General features: G+C 60.2%; 18 protein-coding genes. 8 read left to right on the forward strand and 10 right to left on the reverse strand.

Annotation, left to right across the window (positions count from 1 at the left end):
• On the forward strand, positions 1-1,220 hold a 1,220-nt coding region (locus AOG28_RS12065; protein ID WP_054556572.1), incomplete at its 5' end, for an aminotransferase-like domain-containing protein.
• 52 nt (positions 1,221-1,272) lie between these two features.
• Here AOG28_RS12065 and AOG28_RS12070 read toward each other — a convergent pair.
• The 4 genes from AOG28_RS12070 to AOG28_RS12085 all read right to left on the reverse strand — a co-directional run bounded on the left by AOG28_RS12070 (position 1,273) and on the right by AOG28_RS12085 (position 5,309).
• Positions 1,273-2,358, reverse strand: a complete 1,086-nt coding sequence (locus AOG28_RS12070; protein WP_054556573.1) for a hypothetical protein — start codon at positions 2,356-2,358, stop codon at positions 1,273-1,275.
• Positions 2,359-2,571: 213 nt separating this feature from the next.
• Positions 2,572-3,594, reverse strand: coding sequence for a patatin-like phospholipase family protein (locus AOG28_RS12075; protein ID WP_054556574.1), 1,023 nt, complete (start codon positions 3,592-3,594; stop codon positions 2,572-2,574).
• A 306-nt stretch (positions 3,595-3,900) separates the two neighbouring features.
• On the reverse strand, positions 3,901-4,755 hold the full coding sequence (locus AOG28_RS12080; protein WP_054556575.1) for an SDR family oxidoreductase: 855 nt from the start codon (positions 4,753-4,755) through the stop codon (positions 3,901-3,903).
• Between the two features lie 200 nt (positions 4,756-4,955).
• A complete protein-coding gene (locus AOG28_RS12085; RefSeq protein ID WP_054556576.1) occupies positions 4,956-5,309 on the reverse strand; it encodes a hypothetical protein in 354 nt (117 codons plus the stop codon).
• A 443-nt stretch (positions 5,310-5,752) separates the two neighbouring features.
• On the opposite strand from AOG28_RS12085, the gene AOG28_RS12090 reads away from it, so the two are divergent.
• The gene (locus tag AOG28_RS12090) at positions 5,753-6,562 is read left to right on the forward strand and encodes a hypothetical protein (RefSeq protein ID WP_200906784.1); all 810 of its coding nucleotides are present in this window, start codon (positions 5,753-5,755) and stop codon (positions 6,560-6,562) included.
• A gap of 228 nt (positions 6,563-6,790) precedes the next feature.
• Here AOG28_RS12090 and AOG28_RS12095 read toward each other — a convergent pair whose 3' ends face one another.
• On the reverse strand, positions 6,791-7,231 hold the full coding sequence (locus AOG28_RS12095; RefSeq protein ID WP_054556577.1) for a hemerythrin domain-containing protein: 441 nt from the start codon (positions 7,229-7,231) through the stop codon (positions 6,791-6,793).
• Between the two features lie 341 nt (positions 7,232-7,572).
• Here AOG28_RS12095 and AOG28_RS12100 point away from each other — a divergent pair, with 341 nt between their 5' ends.
• Positions 7,573-10,023 carry an FdhF/YdeP family oxidoreductase gene (locus tag AOG28_RS12100; RefSeq protein WP_054556578.1) on the forward strand — a complete coding sequence of 817 codons (2,451 nt, stop codon included), beginning with the start codon at positions 7,573-7,575 and terminating at the stop codon, positions 10,021-10,023.
• Positions 10,024-10,571: 548 nt separating this feature from the next.
• The gene (gene codB, locus AOG28_RS12105) at positions 10,572-11,873 is read left to right on the forward strand and encodes a cytosine permease (protein WP_054556579.1); all 1,302 of its coding nucleotides are present in this window, start codon (positions 10,572-10,574) and stop codon (positions 11,871-11,873) included.
• A gap of 73 nt (positions 11,874-11,946) precedes the next feature.
• Here the strand turns inward: codB and AOG28_RS17810 are convergent, their stop codons facing one another.
• The gene (locus AOG28_RS17810) at positions 11,947-13,518 is read right to left on the reverse strand and encodes an RNA-directed DNA polymerase (protein ID WP_082388738.1); all 1,572 of its coding nucleotides are present in this window, start codon (positions 13,516-13,518) and stop codon (positions 11,947-11,949) included.
• A 124-nt stretch (positions 13,519-13,642) separates the two neighbouring features.
• Here AOG28_RS17810 and AOG28_RS12110 point away from each other — a divergent pair, with 124 nt between their 5' ends.
• A complete protein-coding gene (locus tag AOG28_RS12110; protein WP_268750736.1) occupies positions 13,643-13,843 on the forward strand; it encodes a HigA family addiction module antitoxin in 201 nt (66 codons plus the stop codon).
• 126 nt (positions 13,844-13,969) lie between these two features.
• Here AOG28_RS12110 and AOG28_RS12115 read toward each other — a convergent pair whose 3' ends face one another.
• The 4 genes from AOG28_RS12115 to AOG28_RS12130 form a co-directional block, all read right to left on the reverse strand.
• Complete coding sequence (locus AOG28_RS12115; protein ID WP_054556580.1) at positions 13,970-14,950, reverse strand: DMT family transporter; 981 nt, start codon at positions 14,948-14,950, stop codon at positions 13,970-13,972.
• 186 nt (positions 14,951-15,136) lie between these two features.
• Positions 15,137-16,357 carry a DMT family transporter gene (locus tag AOG28_RS12120; RefSeq protein ID WP_054556581.1) on the reverse strand — a complete coding sequence of 407 codons (1,221 nt, stop codon included), beginning with the start codon at positions 16,355-16,357 and terminating at the stop codon, positions 15,137-15,139.
• A gap of 176 nt (positions 16,358-16,533) precedes the next feature.
• The gene (locus tag AOG28_RS12125) at positions 16,534-17,265 is read right to left on the reverse strand and encodes a helix-turn-helix domain-containing protein (protein ID WP_054556582.1); all 732 of its coding nucleotides are present in this window, start codon (positions 17,263-17,265) and stop codon (positions 16,534-16,536) included.
• Positions 17,266-17,339: 74 nt separating this feature from the next.
• Positions 17,340-17,804 carry a hypothetical protein gene (locus tag AOG28_RS12130; protein WP_054556583.1) on the reverse strand — a complete coding sequence of 155 codons (465 nt, stop codon included), beginning with the start codon at positions 17,802-17,804 and terminating at the stop codon, positions 17,340-17,342.
• A gap of 580 nt (positions 17,805-18,384) precedes the next feature.
• On the opposite strand from AOG28_RS12130, the gene AOG28_RS12135 reads away from it, so the two are divergent.
• From AOG28_RS12135 to AOG28_RS12145, 3 genes are all read left to right on the forward strand, one after another.
• Positions 18,385-18,933, forward strand: coding sequence for a sugar dehydrogenase complex small subunit (locus AOG28_RS12135; RefSeq protein ID WP_082388740.1), 549 nt, complete (start codon positions 18,385-18,387; stop codon positions 18,931-18,933).
• Positions 18,934-19,089: 156 nt separating this feature from the next.
• Entirely contained in the window at positions 19,090-20,703 is a 1,614-nt protein-coding gene (locus AOG28_RS12140; protein WP_054556585.1) for a GMC family oxidoreductase, read from the forward strand.
• A gap of 2 nt (positions 20,704-20,705) precedes the next feature.
• Positions 20,706-22,247: a c-type cytochrome gene (locus AOG28_RS12145; RefSeq protein ID WP_054556586.1), complete on the forward strand. Its 1,542-nt coding sequence runs from the start codon at positions 20,706-20,708 to the stop codon at positions 22,245-22,247.
• Positions 22,248-22,478 lie beyond the last annotated feature (231 nt).

Below are 22,478 nucleotides of genomic sequence, written 5' to 3' on the forward strand. Positions count from 1 at the left end.
AGTCAGGGGGGGTCGCGGCGGGGGCAACACCGGCACCGCTGCCGTTGTCGGCGCGGGCCCGCAAGGTGCTGGGCGGGCAAGGGGCGAGTCTGATCCAGAGTGGCGCCTTCGTGCCGGGTATTCCGGACATCGCACGCTTTCCGATGCGCAAGTGGCGTCAGCTGTATGCCAGCGTGACGGTGCCGCACAACGCGCTGCTGCTGTCCTACTCCAGCGGCGGCTATGGTCCGCTCAAGCGTGAGATCCGCGATTTTCTGCGTCGTTGGCGCAATATCGATTGTGATACCCAGCAGATCATCATCACCGAGGGCACCCACCACGGCATCGAGCTGTGCGCGCTGGCGCTGGCGGATGCTGGGCAGCGGGTGGTGATGGAGTCACCCTGCTATTGGGGCGCGCGCAATGTCTTCCTGGCCGCAGGCCTCGAGACCCGCCAGATTCCGTGGCGGCCGGTGAGCGATACGACGAGTGATACGACAAGTGAGGCAGGACACGATCTCACCTCGCTTGCCGACGGGCCGGTGCAGATTGCCTACTTCACCGGCTCGCATCACTATCCGCTGAGTGTGCCCACCTCGCGGCGTGACAAGCAGAGGCTGTGCGAGGCCTGTCAGCCCGACTATATCCTCGAGGATGATTACGAGTTCAGCGGTGATGATCACGGTGAGCTGCTGTTTGATCCCGATTCCGGCAATCGCCTGCTGGTGGGCTCGTTCTCCAAGCTGATGTTCCCCGGGCTGCGGCTGGGCTATCTGGTGGTGCCGCGCGCGCTGGCTGGGCCGATGAACCGCCTGCGCAGCGAGGTGTTCCGCGAGGGGCGCATGCTGGATCAGGCGGTGCTGGCGCAGTTCATCGCCGATGGCGATCTGGATGCCTGGTATCAGCGCATCCAGCGCGATTATCTCGGTCGGCAGCAGGTGGTGCATGACCAGCTGTGTCAGGTGAAGGGCGTGATCAGCGTCTCGCCGCCGTCGCGCGGCATCAGCCTGTGCGTGCAGTTCGCCCCCGAGATCGACGACCAGCGCGTCGCGCAGCTGATGGTCAAGGAGCATCTGATCGTGCGGCCACTGAGCATGGTCTGCAGCCGCGAGGATTCACGACGTGGGCTGGTGCTGGGGGTCGGCATGCTGGCGGGCGAGAGCCTTGTCAGCGAGGTGGCGCGCCTGAGGCGCACGCTGGAGAGCATTCTGAGCATGCGGGATATTCGCCGCCACAACTGAAAACGCCTCCGCCGGCAGGGCGAAGGCGTGGTGTCGACACTGGTTGCGCGCGTTATTTTGCCTGCTGCATGCGCTCGGTCAGCTTGCGGAATTCCTCGCGCATGGCGCTGTTCTCGAAGCTGGTGGCGACCGGTACCTGCAGGCCGGCGAGGGTGTCGAAGGTCTTGACGCCCTGGCGGATCAGGTCGGCGACGTGGGCGCTGAGCTTGACGGTGCGATAGGTATTGGTTGCCACCGCAAGCTCGCGCTGACTCTTGGTCAGAGAGGTCGTGACGCGGTCACGCTGCTCGGTCACCAGCGAGCGATACAGGTTGATCGTCCTGAGCGTCAGCGCATTGGCGCGGATGTTGTTCTCCAGACTCTCGCGTGACCCGCCTTGCTTGATCAGCGTGCGAGCTTCGCGCGTGGTGGCCTCGGCTTCGTCGGCGAAGCCTTGCAGTTGCGGCAATACCTCATCATTCACGCGCGTGATGAAGTCCTGCTGCATGGTCACGATCATGCGGTGAAGCATGACGACCATGCCGTAATAACGCCGCGCATAGTCGAGGTTCTCGCCGCTGTCGCGGGTCAGCTCGGCGAGCTGCTGGGCCGCCGACTTGATGCTGGCGAACACGACACTCATGGTCAGCACATCATCGCCGACCACCGAGGACAGCCACACCTGGACCTGGTCCGGCGTCAGGGTGATGCCGATCTCCTCGAGTCGCGCGGCCAGCTTGCCTTCCAGCGTGGTCAGCTCGCCTTGATAGGCGGCGATGTTCTTCTCATGCGCGGCGATCAGCAGATCATAATCGCCGCGCGTGCTGGCGGTGAATTCGCGCAGGGTATCGGTGGGCGTGAGGCGCGTCAGCGTCGAGACATCAGTGTCCGGCGCGAGGATGCGCTTTTCCTTCAACTCGGAAATCTCGCTACGCGATTCGCGAATCTTGTCCTCGACCTGGCGATAGGTGCTGCGCAGTGTCGAGAGTTGTGGCACGTCGAGGGCCTGCATGGCTTCCTCGATCATCTCGTCCATATCGCTGCGCGCAGACGCTTGATCGCGGCTGATCCAGGCCTCTTCCGGCAAGGTATCCATTTCATCGAAATAGCTGACCGCCTTCTTCAGGGTGGCGAAGGCTTCCGGCTGGTCAAAGCGCATATCATCGTCTGACTGCGCTGTAGTGGGTACGAGAATCGCCAGAGATAAAGTGAGAGTTACCAGCATTCGCCATGTTGAGGTGGCGGGGCGAATGCGAGTGTCTTGCGGTGTGCCATATGTCATTAAATAAACTCGGGTCAGCGTGAAGCACGGCAGCGCAGAGTAGCAAAATCGCTGACAGACGTCTCCGAGTGCAATGTGTGAAAGGTTTGGTCAGTGCGGTTGATAGGCTTGCGGCCGGCCGGTGAGGGGGTCGATGCGATCCAGCGACGGGCCTTGATAGCGGTCGGTGATCAGGGCCACCACGGCGTCACCGTATTGCTCGAACCAGAAATCGCCCATGGCCTTCAGATGCTTGATGTTGGTGGTGCTGATGTCGTCCATCGCGTCATCAGGCGCCTTGAGCATGCCGGGCTGTGGGCGCATCTCGGCATTGACGCGGATGTAGCTGCCCGGCGGCGAGATGGTGATGGCCTGATAGCCGACCACCTTCTCATCGGAGAGCACGTCGATCAGGCTGCCTTCCAGTACCCACTGCACTGCGCCCCAGTGCTGGGAATCCGGGCCATTGATCTTGCGCGTGCGTGTTCCGGTGCCGATCGACAGCACGCGACGCGGCTCATGCGGCCACAGGCGACAGGCTTCGGCGATGGCGCACATGGTGGGATTGTTGGCGATGACGCCGCCATCGATCAGCCAGGTCTGCTCGTTGTCCGGCCCGAGCTTCATGTCGCGGGTCGGGAAGTAGGTCGGCGCCGCGCTGGAGGCGTCCGCGACCTGCCAGGCCAGCAGCTTGTGATGCTCGCGCTTGCTCGACTTCAAGACATGCGGGCGGCGTCGCTCGATGCCGTAGGTGACGACAAGTACCTGCTTGCCAGCGGGCACATCCCTGAGCTTGGCCTGACCGAGGTGCTTCTTGAGCATCGTGCTCTTGCCCTTGGCCTCGTACTTGGGCGCATTGATGCCATCGAGTTCGAACCAGCCGCGGTTGTCGGCGAAGATCTGTTTGGCGCTGGTCGCGCTGTAGAGCCCGCTTATGTCCTCGAGGCTCATGTTGGTGGTCGCCAGCGCCAGCGCGATCAGACTGCCGGTACTGGTGCCCGCATAGAAATCGACCCGCTCTCGCAGGCTGGTCTGGTGGTCATTTCTGAGTGTCGCGTCGACACGCATCAGAAACTGCGCGGTGGCCGCCCCGCGTATGCCGCCGCCATCCAGTGAAAGAATCAGCTTGGACATGCTTGCCTCCTGCAGAGCGGGTAACGCTCAGTCCTGTCCACAGGCAATGCCGGTGGCTGCTACCAGAATAGAGAGGCTATTGGCTTTCAGCCGACTGAAATGACTGATACGGACAAACAGCAGGGCCTGATACTGGCGGGGAGAGCAGAGGTGATGTGAACGCGGCACAAGCGCTGAGGCGCGGCGCGTCTTCCATGAGCAGACCTCTATGCGAAACAGGCCGCCCAAGATGGGGCGGCCTGTTTCGTATCGAGCATGTCGCATCACACCCGGCTTGCTACTTAGGTGTGTGCTGAAGGGCTGCGATCAGGTGTTGAGCACGACGCCACCATTGAGGTGAATCGTCTGGCCTGTCATGTAGCTTGAGTCTTCGCTGGCCAGATAGACGTAGGCCGGGCCCATTTCGCTTGGCTGGCCGGGGCGTTCCATCGGTACCTGCTGGCCGAAGTTGGCGACCTTTTCATCCTCGAAGCTGGCGGGGATCAAGGGAGTCCACACCGGGCCGGGCGCGACGGCATTGACGCGAATGCCGCGGTCCATCAGCGTGCCGGACAGTGAGCGTACCAGCCCCTGGATGGCGCCCTTGGTGGCGCTGTAATCGATTAGGCTGTCATTGCCCTTGAAGGCGTTGACGGACGAGGTGGCGATGATGGAATCACCTTTGGAGAGGTGCGGCACGGCGGCCTTGATCATGTAGAAGTGACTGAACAGATTGGTCTTGAAGGTGCGTTCGATCTGCTCGTCATCGATCTCGGTCACGTCATCCCAGTCGTACTGCTCAGCGGCATTGTTGACCAGAATATTGAGCTGTCCGAATTCTTCCATCGCGCCCTCGACGACCTTGCGGCAGAAGGCCGGGTCGCCGATATCCCCTGCGATGCGGCGTCCGCGTCTGCCTTCGGCTTCGATCAGACGGATGGTCTCCTGCGCATCGACTTCTTCACTGCCCAGGTGCGTGATCAGACAATCGGCACCTTCGCGTGCGAAGTGCACGGCGGCGGCGCGACCGATACCGCTGTCACCACCGGTGATGACTGCCACCTTGCCCAGCAGCTTGCCGCTGCCGCGATAGCTCTCGCGGATGTACTCGGGCTTGGGGTCCATGCGATGTTCATCGCCCGGTTGATGGTTCTGATGCTGTGGGGGCTGTTGCTGAGTCATGCCGTCACCTCCGGTTCGTTGATCGTGAATGCGCTGCTGCGCGTTCAGACGCTGAACGTCTACCCACAGATCTGTGGACGATCGTTGCGGATTAAACCCCCTTGATCATTATTTTCTTGTTTAGCGATATAAAAACGCCCAGCCCCGTGTGAACGGAGCTGGGCGTCAGAATGTCTCGTCATCGGCAAGCCTGACGGTTGTCAGGAGGCGATATCCTCATGCTTGTCATGCATGGTGGCTGGCGTACTGGCGCCCGCTGCCATGGCCTGCGCAAGCGGAACACGCGGCTCGCTTTTCTCGGTCTGTTCTATTCCGTGCAGGCTCGGCAGATTGGCAGGATCATGCCCGGGGCCGGTTTCGAGGCTGGGCAATGCCTTGCGAATGATGCTGGCGCACAGGGCACGGTGTGCATGCAGTGTCAGACCTTCCCGTTCGAGGAATTGCAGCAGCCGAGTGGCTGAGACCAACGCCACGATGGGATGGAGATCGCGAAAGTGTTCCTCGACCTGGCTGGCACTGATCGTCGCGAGTCGCTCCGGGTGGGTATGCGGCATCGAAATATCCTCTTTTCGGGTTCCGATGAGTCGGAATCTTGGGTGCTACTTCAGGTGTCACACTGCCTCGACGGCGGTGGGGCTTGCCCATCTGCCGGCGTGACCGCTGCGCTTTCCTTGGCGCAGCGGTCATCGGTCTTGCGGTGACAGCTCGTACTGAGAGTGTTCGTGCTGAGAGTCTTTGCTTTACGACGGTGTTGCGTTCTTCAAAAGCTAGTATTAGAGAATTCGCGAATATCTTCCAGCCTTGATGTGCGCATGCTCTCATTTTTATCGTGCTTTCGCGAAACTTCATGCCTTCGCGCAGGCGGATACCTGCCACGGGGTTCTGACTGTTAGACTAACGCTCTCCCATGTCGTACAGATGTCCGTCATGTTGAATATAGTCAGGATGGCCACGAAGCCACCTGACAGATGATCATTTTTCCTTCTATGGATGTGCCATGAAACGCTTTGTGCTGCTCGATACCGCGCCGATTCCCGGCACGACGGATTCGTTGTGTCTGTTCGAGTATGGCGAGGACTTCGTCATCAAGATCGAGAGCGGCAAGGGCGGGCAGCTAATGAATACCCGCATGCATGGTTCGGAAGATGCGCTGGCTGAGATTCCTGCCGGTCTGCTCAAGAGTCGCGGCACGGCCTCGGCGCCGCAGCGCGTTCTGATCGGCGGGTTGGGGATGGGCTTCACGCTGGCCGCCGCACTCAAGCACTTCAAGGCCGATGCCGAGGTGGTCGTCGCCGAGCTGGTGCCGGGAGTGGTGGCCTGGAATGACGGCCCGCTGGGGGCCAAGGCGGGCTACCCGATTCGGAATCCGCGCACGACAGTCGAGAATCGCGATGTGGCCGAGGTGCTGCGTGAAGCGCCCGGCGGCTTCGATGCCATCATGCTGGATGTGGACAATGGCCCGGAAGGCCTGACCGCGGATGACAACGACTGGCTCTACAGTGCTGAGGGGCTGGCGGTGTGTGCCAAGGCCTTGCGCCCGGCCGGCATTCTGGCGGTGTGGTCGGCCACGGCCGATGCGCGCTTCTCGCAGCGCCTGTCGCGAGCCGGTTTCAAGGCCGAGGCGCGTCAGGTCTACGCGCATGGCACCTCGGGGGCCAAGCACACGATCTGGATCGCGCGTTACGTAGGACGCTCCGAGGCACCTGATGCCAGGCCGAAGGCCGGGAAAGGCAATGGCAAGCGCTCAGGCAGTTCGAGCAGAAAGCCGGCATCGAAAGGTGCCGCACGCCCGCCGCGCCGCAAGTAGCTAAGTGTCTCGTTGCTGATGAGGTGATGGATGACTCTTCGCCTCATTTGCTATGACACACGCCTTGAGAGACGGCATCGCCTTCACCGCAGGGTGAACGCATGACAAAACGGGCTGGCCACATGATGTGGTCAGCCCGTTTTGGTGTGCCTCATCGGCGCTTATCGATAGCGTTCAGCCTGTCACAGCGCCAAGCGCTTTCAACTAGGCCCGATGCTGGATTCTGGCTCAGGCCGCTTCGCGTGCCTTCATGTCCTGGTGATATTCCTCGGCGAGGCGCTTCTTGGTGGCGTCATCGAAGACGCGGCCTGCCAGCTGGAAGACTTCCTGCTCTTCCTCATCCAGGTGGTGGGTCACCAGGTGCTCGAGCTGCTTGGCAGTGGCCAGCCAGCCCGGTGAGCTGTAGTCGGTCGCCTCGAGCTTCTCGACCAGCTCATCGATCTCATGGTGCTCGGCGACACTGTGACGCGCCTTCTCCTGCGTCATGTCGTGTTCCATCATCGGGATGTAGAGCGCACGCTCCTCAGCTCCCGCATGGTTGGTGAGCGATTCCTTGAGGCGCTTGAACAGGTCATCGCGAGGCTCGCTGTCACCTTCGGTCTTGAGCAGCATGTCCAGCAGGCGGCGCTGTTCGTCGTGGGTCTCGCGCAGGGCTTCAAATACGGTCATGTTCCAGCTCCTCATCATGTCTGGCGTGTTGAGTGGCTGGGCGAGACGCGTGGCCTGTCTCTCTTCTTGCCGGACTTTCAGCTTTCTAACTTCAAGCTTTGGAGTTCCAGCTTTCCAGAAGACGGCTCACGTCTGTCAGGGTCTCGCCGTGTCAGCGCATTTTCTCGAGCTCATTGTGTCAGGTATGTACAACTCTGGTGGCGGATCGAAAGAACTTCAAGGGCGCAACGCCGGATCCCCTTGAAAATCCCCCGCGCGAGAGCAAGAGATGAGGTATCGCTCATATCTCGCCTGCTACTTTCTCTTTCTTGATCGAGCACGCACCGCGCAGGAGTTCTGACATGTCACACGACGCGCCCACGTCCCGGCCCGCTTCTTCCAGCACCTTCGGCCACAAGGGTTCCCATGCGCCTGACCTTTCCCGCGAGCTTTCCGGCAGCCAGCTTGATCGTCCGCCGGGCGGCGGCTGGCCATCGCTCAAGGCAGTGGAGACCTTCCTCTGGCAGGAGCACCTGCCGATCGCCGGGCATGTCAGCCTGATGAAGATTAACAAGCCGGATGGCTTCATCTGTCCGAGCTGCGCCTGGCCGAATGGTGACAAGCCCAAGGGGGCCAATTTCTGCGAGAACGGTGCCAAGGCGCTCGCGTGGGAGGCGACGCGTGAGCGCGTCAGCGATGAACTCTTCGCTCAGAACACCGTGAGCCAGCTTCGCGAGTGGACGGATCATCATCTGGAGAAGGAAGGGCGCCTGACGCACCCGCTGCGCTACAACGCCGAGCAGGACCGTTACGAGGTCACCAGCTGGGAGGCGGCCTACGCCGAGATCGGTGAGCGTCTCAAGCAGTATGAGGACCCGAACCAGGTCGAGTTCTATACCTCGGGGCGCACCTCCAACGAGGCGGCCTTCCTGTTCTCGCTGTTCGGGCGCATGTACGGCACCAACAACTTCCCCGACTGCTCGAACATGTGTCACGAGACCACCTCGCGGGCACTGCCGGAATCCATCGGCATCGGCAAGGCCACGGTGAATCTCGAGGACTTCAAGCAGGCCGATGCCATTTTCATCTTCGGCCAGAACAGCGGCACCAACAGTCCCCGCATGCTGGGCGATCTCCACGAGGCGCGTGGCCGTGGTGCCGAGGTGGTGAGCTTCAATCCTCTGCGCGAGCGGGCGCTGGTGAGCTTTGCCGACCCGCAATCGCCCAGGGACATGCTGAGCGGCAAGGGCGTCGAGATCAGCACCCAGTACCATCAACTGCGCATCGGCGGGGATCTCGCTGCCGTGCAGGCGATGTGCAAGTACGTGATCGAGGCCGACGATGCGCTGCGTGAGCGCAATCCTCATGCGGTGGGGCTGCTGGATCATGACTTCATCGCCCAGCACACCCACGGCTTCGAGGCCTTCGCCGATCACTGCCGCAAGCTTGACTGGCAGGATTTGGTCGAGATGTCCGGCCTGTCACGGGAGTCACTGGAGCAGGCGGCGCAGACCTATCTTGAGGCCGAGCGCGTGATCTGTTGCTGGGGCATGGGCATCACTCAGCATGCGCGGGGTGGCGATACCATCCAGCAGATCGTCAATCTGTTGCTGTTGCGCGGCAATATCGGCAAGCCGGGCGCCGGGCCTTGTCCGGTGCGCGGCCACTCCAACGTGCAGGGCGATCGCACCGTCGGTATCGAGAACCTGCCCAACGGCGCGATGCTGGATGCCTTCGATCGCGTCTTCGACATCAAGTGTCCGCGCGAGAACGGCCATGATGTCGCTGAATGCTGCGAGGCGATTCTGCGCGGTGAGGTACGCGCCTTCATCGGCATGGGCGGCAACTTCTTTCGCGCGATTCCCGATCAGAAGCGCGTGGTCGAGAAGGTGCACGAGATGGACATGACGGTGCATATCGCCACCAAGCTCAATCGCAGCCACCTGCACCCCGGCAAGCATGGTTGGGTGCTGCCCACGATCGGCCATAGCGAGCGTGACCTGCAGGCCGGCGCCGATGGCAAGGGCGCGGAGCAGACCACCAGTGTCGAGGACGGCATGTGCAATGTCTCGCCCTCGCGCGGCGTGATGGCGCCGGCGGATGCCAGCCTGCACTCCGAGATCGCCATCACCTGTCAGCTGGCCAAGGCCACTCTGCCGGCGCATCCCACCCTGGACTGGGACTGGTTGCAGGCGGATTACGCGCGCATTCGCGACCGTATCGAACAGGTCTTCCCGCAGATCTTCCCGGACTACAATGCTCGCCTGGCGCAGGGTGGCTTCCACATCCGCATCGCGCCGCGCGAGCGCATCTGGCACACCGACTCCGGGCGCGCCAACTTCCTGTTCCCCGAGGGACTTGGCACCGATGAACAGGGCCTCGACAAGGTCACCCACGAGACGCTGGACATGGACAGTACCTTCCTGCTCAGCACCATGCGGGGCCATGACCAGTTCAACACCACCGTCTATTCCAATGATGACCGCTATCGGGACGTCTACGGGACGCGCATGGTGGTGATGATCAGCCCGCAGGATCTGGAAACGCTCGGCCTGTCCGAGGGCCAGCGCGTGCGTATGGAAACCGTGAGTGAGGATGGTGTCGAGCGCAGCATGGCCGGCTTCAAGCTCAAGGCCTACGATATCCCGAGCGGCTGTCTGGCAGCGTATTACCCGGAAACCAATGACCTGATTCCGCTGGATCACCGTGATGCGCGCAGCAATACGCCGGCCTCGAAATCGGTGCCTGTCAGATTGCGTCTGATGGACAGCGAAGAGGTCAATGCCAGTGAAGGAGTGCTGGCAAGCGCTTGAGGCCCCTCTGACCGGGAATGTCTGAAAAAAATTTGCATCCTGCACTCGGCGTCAGGTTATGACGTGAGGGAAGGACGATGCGATCAACGCCACGCGCTGCACTGAAAGAGTGCGCCGCGTGGCGTTTTTGTGGATCACTGCCATATTGAGGGCATCTTACGGGGATCTTGCGCCATCACCGGCCAAGTGACGCAAGCGATACGTCAGAGAGGGCATTGCTGCGCAAATGGCTGCCTCACACCCCCTCCAGCGCGGGATCCTGACGCCAAGGACAAGTTATGGTGCCGGGCAGTCCGCGGACAGGTACGCGGGCATCTCAAGGACTGGCGCGTTTCTTGCGTGGTGGTAGGGTGGCGACCGCCAGTCCCGCTCATCCGCACTTCGCCAGCGGTTGGCAGGCTCTCATCGACCGACGCGCTGCCCGTCAAGCGCAGCGTTCCATGAGAGCTACCTGCCAGGTGGCGAGAGAGCATGGCACCTTAACTCCGGCTGACACGGCCTCACACGAAGAGACTCGGCGCGATGCACGAGTCCGAGGGATACCCCGCATGGCAGATGACCGCTCATCAACTTCACAGACCTCACCGCTGGCTTCGGCCGCAGGCAATGACTATCCCTTGAGCGAAGTGCCCGCCTCGGCACGACGGGGACTGCTCTCCACCTCGATGGTGTTGCTCGGCTTCACCTTCTTTACCGCCACCATGTGGGCGGGTGGGTCACTGGGCGCGGCCTTCGAACTCAATGAGCTGATGTGGATCATCGTGATCGGCAATCTGTTGCTCGGCGGTTACGCCGCCGCCCTGGCCTATATCGCCTGCAAGAGTGGCCTCAACTCGGTATTGATGGGCCGGCTGTGCTTTGGCGAGAAGGGCAGCCGCCTGTCTGACTTCGTGCTCGGGTTCACCCAGATCGGCTGGTACGCCTGGGGCACCGCGACCATCGCCATCGTGCTGGTCAAGACGCTCGGCTTGCCGGAGTGGCTGACCACGCCGCTGATGGTCATCTTCGGTTTCGCCTTCTGTCTGACGGCGATGATCGGTTATCGCGGGCTGGACATGCTCTCGCGCATCGCCGTGCCGGCCATGCTGCTGTTCATCCTGTTCAGTCTCTACACCGGCATGGTCGATGTCGGTGGCGTGGCAGGCCTTGCGGCACTGACGCCGACGGATTCCATGAGCTGGACGGCCGCCATTACCGCGGTGATCGGCACCTTCATCAGTGGCGGCACCCAGGCGACCAACTGGAGCCGCTTCGCGCGCTCGCCGAAGATTGCCGTGATCGCCACGCTGGCGGCTTTCTTCGTCGGCAATGGTCTGATGGTGCTGACCGGTGCGCTCGGCGCGATGATCTATCAGCAGGCTGATATCGTCGATGTGATGATTGCCCAAGGGCTGGTCAGCCTCGCGGTGTTGATGCTGTTTCTCAATATCTGGACCACCCAGGACAACACCATCTACAACTTCGCCATCGCCGGCTGCAACCTGCTGCGCACACCGCATCGTCAGCGTGTCACCCTGGGCGGCGCGGCCATCGGCACGGTGCTGGCGGTACTCGGCATGTATGAGTGGCTGATTCCGTTCCTGATTCTGCTCGGCACCTTCATTCCACCGATCGGCGGCGTGATCATGGCCAACTTCTGGCTCGGCCACAGAGGCCAGTATCCGCGTCTCGCCGAGATGCCCAAGGTGGATTACCACTGGCCGGGCCTCGCCGCCTACGCCATCGCCTGCCTGTGTGCCTGGAGCTCCCCCTTCATGCCGCCGGTCGTGGGTGTCGTGGTCGCCTTCGTCGTCTACGGCGGGCTGATCAAGCTTGCCAAGGTCGAACTGGCCGACAAGACGGCGGCATAAAGTAAAAATTAATTTACAATTGCCACGAGATAGAATAACTCATGCCTATCTCGTGGCTTTGTTTAACGTTGGGCTAATACCAGAAAAAATCTCCTTCATTATCCTCTTCTTTATCTTTGTTTTTGAACAGTTTAAGGTGCTCTAATAAGCTCGTTTTTTCTCCAGATGATATGCTGTTTTCGAAGAGTATAAAGTCAGAATATTTTTCAAAAAGATGGTTTTTATTTTGTATGATGCATTTAGTAATCAAGTCATTTGTATGTAATTTTTTGACTTGTTTCTTCATCAATTTATTGCTTACTAAAAAATAGGCTAGCCAGGAAATTAAATAGTTGTTTTTATTGTGCTCGCGGGTAAGCTCCTCCAGATAGGAGTATAAATATTGAGTTATTTCTGTTGTCGGCACGCCTTGTGTTTGTTCTCTGTATATACTTTCAATAATCGCTATTATCTTGGGGAATGCTCTTGCTCTAAGGTTTCCTAGCATAAGGAGCATGCTTATTGTTTTTTTAGTGTTTCTATCATTTAGTTCAAGCTTAAGTTTGCCGTCAGGGTTGACTATATCGGATAGAAACTTATCGACAACTCCAGTATTAGGGTATTCCTTGTCGATGGATATTATTGATAAATAGGTTTCTCGAAATTCTAGCCAAGTATAATTTTCGTCTGCTATTTTTGTGGCTAAATGATATTTAGAGACCCATTGTCGGAATAAGCCAGATGGTAGAGATAAAAATTCTGTTTTCGCACCATTAAGCTCAAGTTGATAACTTCTCAAAGCTTCATATACTGTGCTGATAATAACTTTTCCATCAGCTTCGTTTTTGACTAAGAATCTATAATCATCTTTAAATCTCGCGGCTTTGTATGTAATATCATATTCTTTCAGTTTTTTAGATATTCCAATATCTATGGATGAGGCGATTAGTTCCGATATTATATCTGAAACTACTGGGCCAACCGGAATTCCATTTGTTTGTCCATCGCTAGCATGCTGAAATAATTTATCCAGTCTGTTGCCAAGAAAATTAAAATCATTTTTGTGGTTTTTTGAGAACTCTTTGTCATGAATAGCCCAAGCTATACTATGAGTATATATGGAGCCGTAAAAGTTTTTGATATCTAATTTTACAATACTTTTGAAATTGTATGCAGCAGATGTTAAGTCGTTTTCCGTCATTTCAAGGAATTTAAAAATCATACTCCCCGAGCGTGATTCTGATATGTTGGTTCCAAATGGCTCAGAAACTAGCGGAAGCGGGAAGCTATAGCTATAGATGTCACTATTTTCTGGTATTAGCCGATCTAATAAAGTGTCCCAGTTCGTAGCGATTTCTTGTGCTATATCGTGATGTATCTTGGGGTTTATGATACTGAATGTTCTATCTGAGTATTCATTTATAGGAAATTTTATATCTATACGCTCAACTGTGTCTAGATTATAGTGTGTCCCGTCAGCCTTAGGATTTTTGTATGGCTTAACTTTTTGTGGCTTTTTTTTCACTTTGAAACATGGAGGAAGTACATACTCTTCTGGAAAATACCCTGTAGTTAGGAGCCAGTCCAATAAAGTGTTGGGTGATAGTTCTTGGGCTAATTGTTTGGTTTTATTTTTGTGCTCTTCCATGGGCGAGATTTCGAACATGTGACTACTTCCTTAGCATATTTTTTATGAGTCGTAAATTATCAAGGTAAACTGTATGGAAAATTTTGTCATTCTATAATTTTAGCTAGTTTCTATTGCTGTTGCTTAGGGATTAGTTAACTGTATCGTACATGACAAGGGGACCTTGACGGCCCCGATGGCCATCAAGCTGGCGGCTTCGCTAGGCAATACGCCGGAGTTCTGGCTCAACATCCAGCATGCTGTGGAGCTTTGGGATGTGCGCCATCGTGCCTACGCGCAGGATGCCAAGGGCGTACGTCGCATAACGCCGCAAGTCGATGCCGCCGAGCTTGCCTCGCATTGACGTCGCGCGCTCTTCACGGCGAGTGATCGAGACGGCGTGAGGCCGAGAGCTCATGCCCAGTAACACAGAAAGCCCCAGCCTGATCCTCAGGCTGGGGCTTTCTGTTGTTCAGGCTCCAGGCATTCTTCAGATCGTTTTCGGCCTCACCTGAATCACCAGGCAGACGGCAATCAGTACCATGCCGAGCCAGCCGAGCGGGGCGATATGCTCGCCGACGATGGTGACGGCGAGCAGGGCAGCGACCAGCGGCTCGAACAGCGTGAGCAGGGTGGCCTTGCTGGCGGCGATGGTCTTGAGGCCGTAGCCGAAGGCGAGATAGCCGAGGAACATCGGTACCAGTGCCATGTAGAGTGCCACGCCTGCGTTGCCGGGGGTGGCGAACAGGCGCGGGTCTGTTACCAGCATGCTGAGGCCAAGGCCTGCGATCAGCGCGATGCCGGCGACGCCAAACAGGCTGCCCATGGCCGCGCGAGCGTGGATACCACCTTCCATCATGCGCCGTGCGATCAGCGAGTAGGCGGCGTAAGTCACCCCGGCGATGATGCCCAGCGCGATACCCGCCAGGCGCGCCAGTTCATCAGTGAAGGCAAGGCGACCGTCAGCACTCTGCCCCGCGGCGAGGGGCGTCGGCATGCCCTGATGGCCCGTTTCGCCCAATGCCATCATCACCACCCCGGCGATGCCCAGCGCGAGGCTGAGATACCAGCTTGGCGTGAGTCGATGGTGGCCGAACAGGCGCTCCAGTATCGCGGCCGCCAGGGGTGCCGTGGCGATGGTGATCACCGTGCCGATGGCAACGCCGGCCAGGTGCATCGAGGAGTAGAAGGCCAGCGGGTAGATGACGACACATACGGCGCCGAGCAATACCCGGCACTTCTGCGCCATCAAAAGGCCCAGGCAGCCCAAGATATTGGGCCGTGCGATCACTGCCTGAAGCAGGCCACCAACGCCCATGGCGAAGGCACCGGTCGCCAGCGGACTGACGTCCTGATTGAAGTGGGCCGCCGTGCCGGTGGTGCCCCACAGCAGCGCCGCAAACAGCACCGCCAGGCTGCCCAGCACTCCCGACTTCGAGGGTTGGGTAGTCAGAGGAGAGATCGTTGTCATCCAGGTATTCCTTTGGCGTGGGAGGTGCGCTCTTTCTCGTCGGCTCGCCATGCATGCCGCGAGCACGCAGAGTGTGCTGAAACCACTTTCTGTCATGATCACGACAACGCGGCGAGTCACTGCGGTATGCGCCCCGTCGTCAGCTCAGTGCAACCGGCTCAGTGAGGCCAGTTCAGTGAGATCCGTTCAACGTGGTGTCCTGTCGCCGGACTCCACTGCCGCATGGGACCAGCCGTGCTGGCTCTCTGTGGGGTAGTCGAGCATTGCGACGCTTTCGCAAACGGACTCCTGCCCGCTATCGCTGCCAGTCCAGAGCCCCGTCGCCAGGTCAATCTCCAGATCAGACGCCCGCTCTGCCTCAAGGTCAGGGCGTCGTGATGCGTGGGAGGCCCTTGCCCATGCGGTGGGCGCTGGCTGCGGACTGGCCGTCGGGGTCCTGGGGGCACGGGAGCGAAGCTGCAGCATCAGGCAGGTCATGATCAACAGCATGCCGATCGCCCCCATCATGGTGAACTGCTCGCCGACCACCACGACCGCCAGAACGCCTGCCACCAGCGGCTCGAACATGGTCAGCATGGTGACGCGACTGATGGGCACGCTGGCCAGTCCACGCCCGAATACCAGGCTGGCCAGCAGCATGGGAATCAGCGCCATGTAGATGGCGACACTGGCATTCACCGGCGTGGCGAACAGGCGCGGGTCGTGGATGAGGCTGGCGGCTCCGAGGCCGAGCAGCAGCACCACACCGGCGGTGCCGAACAGGCAGCCCATCGCCGCACGCCCGTGGGTGCCTTGCAACATCATGCGTCTGGCGAGCAGCGAATAGGTGGCGTAGCTTGCGCCGGCCACGATCCCCAGGATGATGCCGATGAGCTTGCGCTCATCCATTAGCATTGCCTCCTCGCCACGCGCTTCCAGCAGTGGCGTGGCCTCAGGCAACGCGGTCTCGCCGATGGCCATCAGCGCGACGCCGATCATTCCCAGCGTCAGTGCGACATACCAGCTGGCAGTGACCTTCTTGCGGTCCAGCAGATATTCCAGTGCGGCGGCTGCCAAGGGGGCCGTGGCAATGGTGATGACGGTGCCCATCGCGACACCGGTGTATTCCATGGCCGAGTAGAAGGCCAGGGGATAGCAGATGATGAACAGAGCGCCCCAGGCCACCAGATGTTTCTGTGCGAGCAGCTTGTGTGCCTCGGCGCGAAGGTGGCGGCGTGACAGGATGGCCTGGAGTACGCCGCCCACCCCCATGGCGAAGGCGCCAGTGGCCAGCGGGCTCACACCCTGATTGAAGTGGGCGGCCGTGCCGGTGGTTCCCCACAGGCAGGCAGCCAGCAGTACGCACAGGTTGCCGGTCTGACGTTGGAGCAGCGGGGAGAGCGAAGCGTTCGCGATGCGGTGTTGCATGGTTGATGGCTCGCAATGAAAGGTGATTCGGTGACCACGAGATTACGCTTCATTGCGAATCGATATTGTGCTGAAACTACGCTTCGTTCTGCTGGAGACAGCCAAGTGAGCCAGCAGGCGTCTGAAACGCCGTGACAAGGGCGGGAGAGGTGCTGAAGAAGGTCAGGGGAAGACGCTCAGCTGGAGATGGTCAGGCTGGAGTACTGGCGAGTCATCTCGCGCGGCGTCATGCCGAAATGGTGAGAGAAGCGCCGCGTGAAGGCCGACAGGTTCTGATAGCCCACTGCCTCGGCGACCTGCTGGACACTGAGGTCGGAATGGATCAACTGCGCACGGGCGCGCTCCATGCGCCGGGCTGTCAGGTACTGTTTGACGCTGACGCCCAGGTTGTCACGAAAGATCTTGTGGAACTGGGTAGGACTCAGATGCGCCAGGGCCGCCAATGATGCCACGTCATGCGGATGATCCAGCTGCTCGTTCATGACATCCAGCACTCTGAGCAGACGCCGATCGACACGCTTGTCGCAGGTCTGCCGCTCCAGCAGGCCCAGAAACAGCTCGATGGCCAGACGGTCGATCTGGGCATCGACCTTGCCCTGGAGCTGGGCTTCGAGAAACAGCAGATAGTTCATCAGCAGGGTACTGATGGAGAACACCACGCGCCGAGTAGCGGCGAGATTGTCGGGCAGGTAGTCCAGGTCCGCGACGATGAAGCGTGCCGCGTCATGGGCCTGGAACTGATGGGTCTCGCCCGAGCGGATGATCACGCATTCGCCGGTGACCACGGTACCGGTGTAGCCGCCGACCTGGATGTCGAGATGGCCCCGGATCGGCAGCACCAGCTGCGGATATTCGTGATCATGCACATCGGCGCGTGGCGTGTAGGAACGTAACGAGAGTGCCGTCATGGTGTCGTGGTCATTCGTCGATCATCCCTCAGGGTGGCAGGCCTGGGGCTCGCGGGAGTCTGGGCTCAGCACGCTCAGCGGCTCAGTTCGATATTGCGTGTCTGACCACGCCCGACCTGCACCTGGCTCAGGATGAGCGGGCTGCGGGTGCCATCGGGCAGTTTGATGACGCCGGCGACATAGAAGGTGCCGGCGGGCAGGCCGGTGGCATTGAAGTAGCCATTGCTGTCGGTGCGCACGATATGGGTATAGGCCTGGGCACGCGGGTCGGCGCGCTCTGCCGTCTTGCCGGCCAGTGCCAGTTCCGCGGCTTCCGCGGAGTAGGTGGTGACGGGGGCAATGGAGATGCCGGCCCGGTTGGCATGGATCGTCTGACCCTGCCAGTCATAGGACATGCGGCCCTTGATGACCGAGGTTCCCGTCTTGTCGAGCTTGGCGTACTCCGCCTCCGGAAAGGCCACTGTCCGCTTGACGCGCTGATCATCGTTCTCGGAGGCAGTGGTGCTGCCGAAGTCCGGAAGGGAAATGCTGTCGGCCATGCGCGAGGCGCTTTCACACCCGGCAAGAACGGCGGTACACATGAATAGAGCAAGCGGAGTACGCAAGTGACGAAGCATGGCGAGTCTTCCCTGAAGTCGAGTGATGGGCGGCGCGGGCGTCGGCTCGTGAGCGAGCCAGTCTGGCCACAGCTACTGCCTTTGCCCCACATCCTACTGCGACAAGCACAGTCAGGGAACTGTCGGCGAGCGGGAGACAGGCGCGGGTGACTCTTCCGTCAGGCATCGGCATCCGTGGGCATCCGCTGGTAACTCTCGCGGTTTCGACCGACCCTTGTCAGTAGGCCAGCAGCAAGCGTTTACCCGTGAGTGGGCTGGGTTGCGCGAAGCATGCCTCTGGAGTTGCTTAAACAGGAACTTCTTGTTCATTATACGTTTGTCTATAACGTGATGGCGCTTGTTACCATGCTGTTCATCAAACCCTGTGCAAGGGCTGCGCAAGAGCTGTTCAAAACCGCTCGAGGTCTGCTTGTGTGCTGTTCGAGTGCAGCTCAGATGGCATTACCGCCTAGCGCGCGGTGCGCTGGCGTCGGGTGAACCATTCATTGTCCGGGAGGGCCGCATGTCGACATCCCAGAGCGCTACTGATCCTTCACGTCGCCAGCTATTGAAGTTGGGGCTCGGTGGGGCAGGCATTGCCGTGTTCGGCGGCCTGTCCCTTCAGGCCCTGGCCGAGACGGTCGCTGACGAGCAACAGACGCAGGATGACAGTGCCTTCGCGACGTTCATGGTCCTGTCGCGCTGGTTGCTCAGCGACAAGACCCTGGATGAGCGGCTGGGCCAGCGCTACTTCGAGGCGCTGGCGAGAATTCCGGCCGAGGGAGTGCCCGGTGTCGGCAGCTTGCCGGCCCTCAAGAGCCGCTTGCTGGCCTTGGGCGAGTCGCGAGAGTACGTGAAAAAGGAAGACCTGAGTGACGGCGAGATGGCGCTGGTGCGCCGTCTGCTGCAGGCCTGGATGCTGGGCACGGTCGGCAGGTCGATCAGTGACCCCGCCGCCGAGGTCATCGCCTTCGAGCGCGCTGGCATGTATGCCGGGCCGCGCGATGTGCAGGTGGTGCGTACCTATTGCCCCAATCGCCCGGGGTTCTGGGCAGAGGCACCCAAGGCCTGAGTGGGCACGCTTTCTCCCCAGGCTTGCGCGTGGCGGATGGTCGGGCCTTGAGTCCGTGCTTAGACCTCAGCTCCTGACATCGCCTGCATGCCAGACCTTCTAGGGGCGTCTTGACCGCCCCTGTTGCTGTTCCCAATTTCCCGAGGAGAATCCTGCATGGCCGAGGAATCCCGTGCGTATGATGCCGATGTGATCGTGGTCGGGTCTGGTGTCGCCGGTGCCCTGATCGCACATCGCCTGGCCGAGGCCGGCAAGTCGGTCATCATGCTGGAAGCAGGCCCGCGCATGCAGCGCTGGCAGATCGTCGAGCGCTTCCGCAACCAGGCCAACAAGATGGACTTCATGGGGCCCTATCCTGCCAGCAAGGCAGCGCCCCATCCGATGCTCTACGGCGAGAATGCCGACTATCTGGTGCAGAAGGGCGAGCAGGCCTACGACGCCCAGTACATTCGCGCGGTCGGTGGCACTACCTGGCACTGGGCGGCGTCTTCCTGGCGTTTCCTGCCCAGTGATTTCGTGCTCAAGAGCGAGTATGGCGTCGGGCGCGACTGGCCGATCGGCTATGACGACCTGGAAGACTATTACTTCCGGGCCGAGGTCGCGCTGGGTGTCTGGGGGCCGAATGATGTCGATCTGGGCAGCCCGCGCAGCGCCGAGTATCCGATGGCACCTCTGCCGCTGTCGTGGAACGAGCGGCGGGTCAGCGAGCGCATCAGTCCCCACGGCTTTGACATGGTCACCGAGCCGGTGGCGCGCAACAGCCGCCCCTATGATGAGCGCCCGACCTGCTGCGGCAACAACAACTGCATGCCTATCTGCCCGATCGGCGCGATGTATTCCGGCATCATCCATGTCGAGAAGGCCGAACGTGCCGGTGCCAGACTGATCGACAATGCCATCGTCCATCACCTGGAAAGCGACGCCAGCGGCAAGATTCGCGAGGTGCGTTATCTGGACCCCGACGGCAAGCAGCATCGCCTGAGCGCGGCGCGGGTGGTGCTGGCGGCCAATGGCATCGAGACCCCCAAGCTGATGCAGATGTCGGTCAACGCCCATACCCCCGATGGGGTGGGTAACCAGAACGACATGGTCGGTCGGCATCTTATGGACCATCCCGGCACCGGGGTGAGCTTTCTGGCCGATGAGCCGCTGTGGGCCGGGCGTGGCCCTCAGGAGATGACCTCGATCATCACCTGGCGCGACGGCGACTTCCGCAAGGACTTCGCGTCCAAGAAGCTGCACCTGTCCAACATTGCCCGCACGCAGCAGATGACCACGGAGGTACTGTCGGAAACACCGCTCAGGCTCGGCGCGGATCTGCAGGCGCAGATCGATAACCGCGCCAGTCGCTATGTGCAGTTCGACAGCTTCCACGAGCTGTTGCCAGAGGCCGCCAATCGCATCACGCCGTCAAAAAAACGTGACGCTCTCGGCCTGCCGCGCCCGGAATTCCGTTATGCTATCGATGATTACGTCAAGCGCAGCGCCGCGCATACCCGTGAACAATATGCGCGTATCGCTCAGCTGATGGGAGGCACCGACATCGCGTTTCGTGATGAGTTCTCCAACAACCAGCATATCTGCGGTACGACCCTGATGGGAGACAACCCCAAAGACTCCGTGGTGGATCGCGATTGCCGAGTGCATGGCCATGACAATCTGTTTGTCGCCAGCTCCGGCAGCATGCCCACCGTCGGGTCGGTCAATTGCACCCTGACCATCGCGGCGTTGTCTCTGCGTATTGCCGATCTGCTCGAACAGGAAATATAAGCATGGTCCCGCACGTCCGTACTGCTGGCACCCGTGATGCCATTGATGAGAAAGGTCGCGGTGCCCGCCCGATCCTTCGCCCCGCACGCCTGACCCGTGCCGTCCGCCTGGCCGCCATTGCGGGCACCAGCGCCTTGTTGCTCAGCGCCTGTGGTAGCGGCGAGGACGAGCACGCCAGCCAGGTGGAAGCTGACAAGGCCGCCACCAATGACCCCGCGCTGATCGAGAAGGGGCTGTACATGGCGCGCGCCAGCGATTGCGCGGCCTGTCACAGCACCGAGGACGGCGATGAATACGCCGGTGGCCTCGGCTTCGAGACCCCGGTGGGCGAGATCTACGCCACCAACATCACCCCGGACACCGAGCACGGCATCGGCAACTACACCCTCGAGGAGTACACCCGTGTGCTGCGCGAGGGCGAGGCCGCCGACGGCCACAACCTCTATCCGGCGATGCCGTTCCCGTCCTATGCCCGTCTGACGGATGAGGACATCAAGGCGCTCTACGCCTGGAACATGCATGAGGTGACGCCGAGCAGCACGCCCAACCGCGAAAGCGAGATTCCCTTCCCGCTGAACATGCGCTGGCCGATGGCGCTGTGGGAAGAGATCTTCTCACCGCTGGAGCCGTGGCAGGACCACGACGACAAGAGTGCCGACTGGAACCGTGGCGCCTATCTCGTCCAGGGGCCGGGCCACTGTGGCAGCTGTCACACCGAGCGTGGCTTCGCCTTCCAGGAAACGGCACTGACCGGTGATGAAGAAGGCTATCTCGGTGGTGCGATGATCGAAGGCTGGCGCGCCTTCAACCTGACGCCGGACATGCAGGATGGTCTGGGCAGCTGGAGTGAGCAGGATATCCAGACCTACCTCGCCACCGGCAATCTCAAGGGCAAGGCGCAGGCCGGCGGCCCGATGGCGGATGTCGTCACGCACTCCATGCGTCACATGAGCGAAGATGATCTGCGTGCCATTGCCGTCTATCTGAAGTCCATCCCGGCCGTGAATGGCAAGGGTGAGCAGGGCGAGGCGATCAATGATGGCGATCGCCAGGCGGAAGCCGAGCAGGCCAGCGAGCCTCAGGTCGCCACGCGCTTCAGTCAGGGCGCACCGGCCGATGACGTGCTGTTGCTGCGCGGTCAGCCGCTGGACAAGCGCCCCGATGATGAAGACCTGATCGGTCAGCTGACCGACGCCACGCCGGGCGTGCGTCTGTATCTGGGTCATTGCGCCATGTGTCACGGCGCGGATGGCGCCGGCACCCAGGATGGCTACTATCCGTCGCTGTTCCACAACAGCGTGACCGGCAGTGTCTATCCGGACAATCTGGCTCAGGCGATCCTCAATGGTGTGCAGCGTGAGAACAATGGCCACAGTGTCTTCATGCCGGCCTTTGATGACAGCCTGACCGATGATGAGCTGATCAACCTGATGGACTATCTCGAGAATCGCTTCGGGGAAGGTCATCACTCCGAGACGCTGGCATCCCCCGACACGCGTCGTCAGCAGCTGAGCGACAAGCTCGAGGACTGGCGCAAGCACTGAGTCCGGTGCAGGCCTGAGTCCGGTGCAGGCGCTGAGGTCTGTGCTGACAGGCCTGCGCAAGTGCTGGGTAACCGCGAAAAAAAGACAGCCCATGAAAGCGGGCTGTCTTTTCCGTGACCTGCGCCATGGTGCCGATAGTGCGGTTGTCGTGTGCGTTCAGGCCGTCTCATCCCGTGTTCAGTGTCATCAGTGACTGGCGATGTCACACAGTTGGGGTAATATTGCCCCATG

Source organism: Cobetia sp. UCD-24C (assembly GCF_001306765.1).
Lineage (GTDB): Bacteria > Pseudomonadota > Gammaproteobacteria > Pseudomonadales > Halomonadaceae > Cobetia > Cobetia amphilecti.